The 6,483-nt window shown below is 41.6% G+C and carries 7 protein-coding genes; 6 read left to right on the top strand and 1 reads right to left on the bottom strand.

Features of this window, described 5'->3' with window-relative positions; genetic code table 11:
- The 3 genes from QMA01_RS18025 to QMA01_RS18015 all read left to right on the top strand — a co-directional run.
- Positions 1–262, top strand: a 262-nt coding sequence (locus QMA01_RS18025) for a hypothetical protein (protein ID WP_290215611.1), incomplete at its 5' end; no start/stop codon positions are given.
- Positions 263–349: 87 nt separating this feature from the next.
- Positions 350–913: a site-specific integrase gene (locus QMA01_RS18020; RefSeq protein ID WP_290215610.1), complete on the top strand. Its 564-nt coding sequence runs from the start codon at positions 350–352 to the stop codon at positions 911–913.
- A 582-nt stretch (positions 914–1,495) separates the two neighbouring features.
- Positions 1,496–2,665: a replication initiation protein gene (locus tag QMA01_RS18015; RefSeq protein WP_290215609.1), complete on the top strand. Its 1,170-nt coding sequence runs from the start codon at positions 1,496–1,498 to the stop codon at positions 2,663–2,665.
- A gap of 1,103 nt (positions 2,666–3,768) precedes the next feature.
- Here QMA01_RS18015 and QMA01_RS18010 read toward each other — a convergent pair.
- Positions 3,769–4,266, bottom strand: coding sequence for a hypothetical protein (locus QMA01_RS18010; protein WP_290215608.1), 498 nt, complete (start codon positions 4,264–4,266; stop codon positions 3,769–3,771).
- 235 nt (positions 4,267–4,501) lie between these two features.
- On the opposite strand from QMA01_RS18010, the gene QMA01_RS18005 reads away from it, so the two are divergent.
- The 3 genes from QMA01_RS18005 to QMA01_RS17995 all read left to right on the top strand — a co-directional run bounded on the left by QMA01_RS18005 (position 4,502) and on the right by QMA01_RS17995 (position 6,443).
- Entirely contained in the window at positions 4,502–4,864 is a 363-nt protein-coding gene (locus QMA01_RS18005; protein ID WP_290215607.1) for a hypothetical protein, read from the top strand.
- A gap of 262 nt (positions 4,865–5,126) precedes the next feature.
- Positions 5,127–5,684 (top strand): MerR family transcriptional regulator, encoded by a 558-nt coding sequence (locus QMA01_RS18000; protein WP_290215606.1) that lies wholly within the window; start codon positions 5,127–5,129, stop codon positions 5,682–5,684.
- A 345-nt stretch (positions 5,685–6,029) separates the two neighbouring features.
- Positions 6,030–6,443: a DUF4304 domain-containing protein gene (locus QMA01_RS17995; protein ID WP_084245871.1), complete on the top strand. Its 414-nt coding sequence runs from the start codon at positions 6,030–6,032 to the stop codon at positions 6,441–6,443.
- Positions 6,444–6,483: the final 40 nt, after the last annotated feature.

Below are 6,483 nucleotides of genomic sequence, written 5' to 3'. Positions count from 1 at the left end.
TGATTCCATTGACTTCCGAGAAAAAAACGAGCAAACTGATTTTACTAAAAAAAAAGATACATTCAAAACGTTGATTTTACTGGGCTCGTCTTTCCTTGGCGGCGCTCTTTTTTCTTTTGGCCGGAATGCCTTGAGTAGTTCGTTACATACGTTTTTTCTAGAAATAAATCTCTTCAGCAACCAACAGAAAGGAGCCGTTAATTATGTTGATGCGCTACATCTTGATTTTCCTGCTGTTTGTTGGCGTCACATTTTTCACTGATTTCTCGAACTGGCTGTCTCGGATCCTCTTTGCGTTGTTTGCGACGACCGTGATTTGGCTCCTGCAGCCGAAAGAAAGGAGCCACCCATGAACAAGCAAACCGAAATCAAAGACGTGCAGCCGATCCGTTCATTGGACCGGATTGAGGACATGAAATGGAGCTTGAAGAAATGGTGCGGCGAACGGGATTATGTCCTGTTTCTCCTGGGCATCAATTCGGGGCTGCGGGTCGGGGACCTGTTAAACATCAAAGTGAGCGAGATCCAGGGCAAACACGTGGTGTCACTTCGAGAAGGCAAGACCGGCAAACGCCGGACGATTCACCTCGGCAACATCTACGACGAGCTGAACGCCTACATCAACACGTTAAACGGCACAGAATGGCTGTTTCCAAGCCGTAAGGGGCAAAATCCCATCACACGGGTCCAAGCGTACCGACAGCTCAACAAAGCGGCCCAGATGGTCGATATGCCGGATGGCATCGGCACGCACACCTTGCGCAAGACATTCGGCTACTGGCATTACAAGCAGTTTCGGGACATCGCCGAGCTGCAGAATATCCTCAACCATGCCCATCCGCAGATCACGTTGCGTTACATCGGCATCACGGACGAACAGATCGAAAGCAATCTAAAGACATTTCGCCTGTAACCCTCCCAGATTTATTCTGCGGGGGTTTTATATTGTTAAAAAAGGCGTTCAAGGGGGTTTTAAGCCCTCCTAAATGGATTTGTTTGGATGTATTCGATTTCAACCTTCCAAAAGCTTCTGGGGTATTTTCTGGGCGTTTAAACGGGATGATAGGCAGAGGGTCGCCCTGTCTTTTTCTAGAAACGGGTTTTTCTCTTATTTTTTAAATGCCACACTTTTGGTCCCATTTATTCCACCACCACCATTATTTTTTCTCTCGCGCGCGTACGCGTGTTGTTGGTGTTTTAATTACTTTGTTTATTACTTTGTTTTAACTGTTTTAGAGAGGGTCTGAGCCCTTGGTATGACTGGGTTTAAAGAGACGAAAGGTAACAGTTTTGATTCAAGAAGTAACAGTTTTGATTCAAAGGGTAACAGTTTTGATTCATCAAGGTAACAGTTTTGATTCAAGAAGTAACAGTTTTGATTCAAAAGGTAACAAATAAACAAAAAGCGTTACTTAATTTTGTTGACAAGGCCTAAAATGAAGTTTAATTTTAAAAAAAGTAACAAAAAAATATAAAGTTACCGGAAGGGGATTTCATGCAAGAGAATTATTTAGTTACTCAAGGAAATAATTTAATCGAAGCACGTCAGAAAAAGCCCTTAACTGCAAGAGAACAGAAGATTATTCTTACTATGGTTAGCATGATCGAACCGACCGATGAAGATTTTAAAGACTATGTAATTTCTGTTAAGGAGTTTCATGAAATGCTGGGTCTAGAAGGACGAGAACATTACACTCAACTTAAAAAAATTGTAGAGGACTTAATGTCAAAAGTAGTGGAGATTCCATCGGAAAATGGGGGATGGGTTATGACTCATTGGGTTTCAAGGGCTGAATATATAGATGGCTCTGGGATGATTCAATTACGATTTGCTCCGGACCTCAAACCCTACCTTCTCCAGTTAAAAAATGCCTTTACGTCATATAAATTGAGTAATATTTTATCTTTGAAAAGTAGTTATGCTATTCGTTTGTATGAACTAATGAAGAAATGGCAGCATCTTGGAGAATGGACTTGTTCAATTAAAAATCTTAGAGAAAAACTTGGCGTAGAAACAGGGAAATACCCTAGGTATGCAAATTTTAATGCGAGAGTTTTGAAGTCAGCTGTCACTGAACTAAATAAAAAAACAGATTTAAACATTGAATTGAAAGAGATAAAAAAAGGAAGAAGCGTAGAAAAAATAAAATTTTCAATCAAACATTCTCCGGAAAAGGAAATTCAGCTACCGAACCTTGAAAAGAAAGCAAAATCAGTTGGAAATTTCGATAAAACAGATAAATTACGAGTACGATTAAATGAATTAGCTACCGGTTATCAATTTGATACAGCGTTCTTTGCACAGCTGCACCAAGGTGCTTCGCTCATCTGGAAGGATGATGCCAAACAGGAATTGGAATGGCTGATTCGTTACGTCAACGAGGAAAAAACCGTCAAGAATCCCCTTGGGTTTATCAAATCCAAAATCACCTCGGCGTGGGAGATCCATGAAGCCGGAGGGCAGATTACGTTCGCCGATCTGCAGCCAATGAAGGAGCGTCACATCGGACGGCAAGAGAAATTGCCGGAGTGGTTCACGTCCAAAGATGAACCGCAAGAAGCTGCCGAACCGAATCCCAAACTCACCAAAGAGAAAGACCAACTACTGAAAAAGTTGGCCGAAAAAAAAGAACGGCTTTCAAAGAAAGACACGCCCACTTCGTAACGAAAATCAAAATCCCGACCGGATTTTTTCTGGAAACAGAACGTCCGTCGGGATTTTTTTTGTGCCTTTCTTGGTGTTCGGATCGTCCGTTCTTTTTTTCCGGACCGTTCATTTTGGAAACCGATTTGAGAACGCAAAGGAAAAAAAGTTCACGGCGAGTGCCCATTTATACGCACCTCCTTTTTCAAAGGTCGCTGCGTCGTTTTGGGTTTCCTGCAGGGGCTAGTGGACAATCACAAAAATCACGAATCCTGAAAAAAGATTGCGAAGAGCATAAGGGAAAACTGCTATCACTTTCGGTGCTAGCCCAGGCGGAGCCTGGGGTTTGGGTGATATCACGAAAAAGGGTTAGATGCCTCCACGTGGAGGCCCTTAAAAAAGCCATTTGCCTCCACATGGAGGCACCTCTTTTTGGCTGCCGGACCACCAGAAAAAAATAAAAACCGATAAAAAAACGATTCTTTTTTTGAAAAAAACCGCACCGAAAAAATGAAATGTTGAAAGTCAAAACGAACTCTTACGGATTCAAAACAAGTGGCACAGAGTTGTGCCAATGAGCAAAAAAAATGGCACAAACTTGTGCCAATGCCCTTTTTTTCTGGCACAAACCTGTGCCAAAAGGCAATTTCGGTGTCCCCATTCCAACACGAGGCTCTGCCTCGTCGCCCATTGAAAATGGGGGCACGTTTTCCTTATGCTCTTCCGACTCTTTTTCGTTGATTGGTGATTTTTCATATTGCTCGTTAGCCCCTGCAGGAAACCCAAAACGGCGCCGTTATTTTTGAAAAAAATCACTGCGTGTAAATGGGCACTCGCCGTGAATCCCGTTGTTTTGAATTTCGTTTTTGAACCGGACCGAACATTTCCAGAAAAAGAACAACGGGATTTTCAAGCCGATCGGCAGCAGCCAAAATTCCGGAGTGCCCAGTTATACACCACCCCAAAAGCGGGGTGGTGACTGGAATATTTTTGTCGCCTTCGGATATAAAAATAAATAGAGAAAAATGAAAAAATAGCAATCATTCGTTCAGAAATTTAGCTTGAAATAGAAGAACGTTCGCAATGTGGATAGTCACATTTGCGAACGTTCTTTTTTAAAGGAATTATCCTTTCCATATTTCTTCGGAAGAAATCCACTTTTCTTGCTTTAGGTCCAGCGTCCGTCCCTCATCGTGGATTTGCAAGTACATCGGCATCGGATGTTGGGCCTGTCCCCCAACTTTCCAGTTGGCAAGGAACCAGCTAAAAAAGACTTCCTGCCGTTTGGTGTCAATTTCCCATTCATGTTCTTCATAAAACTCCTCATACTCCTTGAATTCGGAGTTGGACAGGGAAAGGTAAGGGATCTCTTGTGAAGACACACTGCTGACGAAATTCCCGCCTTCTGAGAGTCCCATTACCTCATTTGCGTGGTTATCATACGCAAAGAGAACAAAAATGAGTTCGAACCTGGAAGGTTCGATGTAGAGGGTAAACAGGAGATTCTTTACATCCGGCGACATTTCCAGTTCACGGACCTTGCGAAGGTACGCGAGCAAAAGGTCATCCTTCTCCGCTAAATTACTGGATACTAAAGCGATGTAATCATCGACAACAAACATCTGGCACCCGCTTTCAAGGTAAGTTTTCTAGGCACTCTTTTCTTCTGCATTCATTATACAGCATCATCTTAATTGGGAAGCTCTTTTATGGAAATACCACCCATGGATGGCTATTGACTTTCCTAAACAATGGATAGGCAGCTGAATGCCTTTTTCCACTTTTCGGATAGGTGGTAGAATGGAGAGACAGAAGACTGCTGCTAAACCAGTCATAACTGGAAGGATGGGAAGAAAGATGAAAAAAAAGGATTACATGGTCCAATCTCGTTTAACTAGTAAAGGGGAATATGCCGTACAGGTAGAGATCAAGAGCGATGAAACAGAAGAAATGGCCATGATACTAGCAGGCATAAAAACGCTGATTGGTGTGATTGACTACACTTCAAAAGAGGATGGAGAAGACAGCACTTCAGAAGAGAATCGAGAAAGGTATAATCAGGCCATGAGAAAAATCATCGGCTATGTTGCCGATGATATCGGGTTCACTACGGGTTACTATATGAAGGAACTTCAGGCAAAGGTGTTTCTTGATGAATCTGACGAGCACACTGTGAATCCGAATGTGCAAATGGAGCTTATCAAGAACTATTTTGACTAAGCAGTCTTACCCTTGCTGAGAATAAAACATATGGAAATTTCTATTGCTAGAAGTGATTGGAATGAAAGGGATTAAAAAACCAGTTTACATATCCCGAATTATCGGAAGTCCGATAATAGAAAATGGAGAAGGTGCTGGCTTGTAGCATCTTCTTTTTTGTTTTTTCTAGAAATGCTGTTAAATCAGTATCTTTCAGCCTAAAAGAAGCATAAAATAAAGCTACATTTAAACTTAATTAAGGCTAAATTTAAGGGGTGAAAATATGCATATTCCAATCAGTCGGCTGGTAAAAGAGCTGAATCTTGAAGCCCATCAACTTCGGGAATGGGAAAAACGGGATTGGCTTGGAGAAGTCGTAAAAGACCCCAGGCAGAATCATCAACGAGTTTACACCGAAGAACAAGTGGAACGGATCCAGCTGATTGCCGAAACCATTCAAGCGCAGCGAGCAAAAGGAATTAAGCGAACCGATTTTGAAGAAGTTGAGGCTAAATTATTGGACCGGTTCGGGGGCGAAGTAAAGCGTATCGATACAGATTTGGTGGTTGCTCCGCAGTCTCTTAACCAGATTGTCGAATTGCTGATGGGGCAGAACCAAAAAATCAGTGAGCTGCAGCAACTCATGCAACAGCAGCCAAAACAACAATTGCCGGATCCGGTAGACCATACGGAAGTCCTTGCGGACCTAAAAAACGAATTGAAAAAGAGCCAGGAACGGGAAGAACAGCTTTTGGCCATCGTTCAGCAGCTGCAAACCGATCTGGACGAATTGAAAAAAGCCCCGGCAAAATCCAAATGGAAGTTTTGGGGCAAAGACTAGGTTTTGAATGTAACTTATGTGCAGTTAAGTTACATTCAAAATATGTATTGGAGGGTAAAAGATGGGGAAGCTACTAACATGTATGTTCATAGGCTTATTATTTCTTATTACAGGAATTTATGTATCCACTTTTTTAACTACAACATGGATTATAGTTGGTGTATTTCTTGCAGTCCTGGGAGGAATATTAATGGGTAGTAGCTCTTTGTTTTTGCCTAAGCACGTTAAAAAAAGAACTTCGTAGAAATCTTTTACTGAATCTGAATGTAACTTAATGTGAATTAAGTTACATTCATGTAGATTCCCCTTGGATTCTCATTAGAGTTGTATTGGAGGTGCATTTGTTTGTCTTTGGAAAGAGATGCGATGATAGTTTCGTTAAAAAATGTAGTCATTCCTGCATTAAGAGAAAAAGGATTCAAAGGATCATTTCCGCACTTTTATCGAAAAACGGAAGAACGTGCTGATTTATTAATGTTCCAATTTAGTATGTGGGGAGGCGTCGTATATATCGAAATTTCAAAATGCCCTCCAGAAGGATTCACAAGTATTTCTGGAGAATTTCGTCCACCAAATAAGATGAAAGTTTATAATATTGGAAATCCCTCTTATGGTTGGCATCGTCACCGATTAGGTGGTCATGATAAGGTCATGTTCGAGTTCAATGAAGATACCACGAATGAAGTTGCTCTACAGATCAAAGAATCTATGAAAGAGGCAGAAGAGTGGTGGGAGTCTTATCCAAATTGGTGGAAGTAAAATGCAACCTTTTAAGAAGGAACTGAATGTAACTTAATAG

The sequence above is a fragment of the Planococcus notacanthi genome (assembly GCF_030407825.1).
GTDB classification, from domain to species: domain Bacteria; phylum Bacillota; class Bacilli; order Bacillales_A; family Planococcaceae; genus Planococcus; species Planococcus notacanthi.
Note: the sequence above shows the minus strand (reverse complement) of the source record. Positions and strands in the feature narration are given on the sequence as shown.

Coding starts and splice junctions, on each gene's coding strand:
- QMA01_RS18000 (WP_290215606.1), top strand. CDS start 5,127: ATGCATATTCCAATCAGTCGGCTGGTAAAAGAGCTGAATCTTGAAGCC.
- QMA01_RS18015 (WP_290215609.1), top strand. CDS start 1,496: ATGCAAGAGAATTATTTAGTTACTCAAGGAAATAATTTAATCGAAGCA.
- QMA01_RS18010 (WP_290215608.1), bottom strand. CDS start 4,266: ATGTTTGTTGTCGATGATTACATCGCTTTAGTATCCAGTAATTTAGCG.
- QMA01_RS18005 (WP_290215607.1), top strand. CDS start 4,502: ATGAAAAAAAAGGATTACATGGTCCAATCTCGTTTAACTAGTAAAGGG.
- QMA01_RS18020 (WP_290215610.1), top strand. CDS start 350: ATGAACAAGCAAACCGAAATCAAAGACGTGCAGCCGATCCGTTCATTG.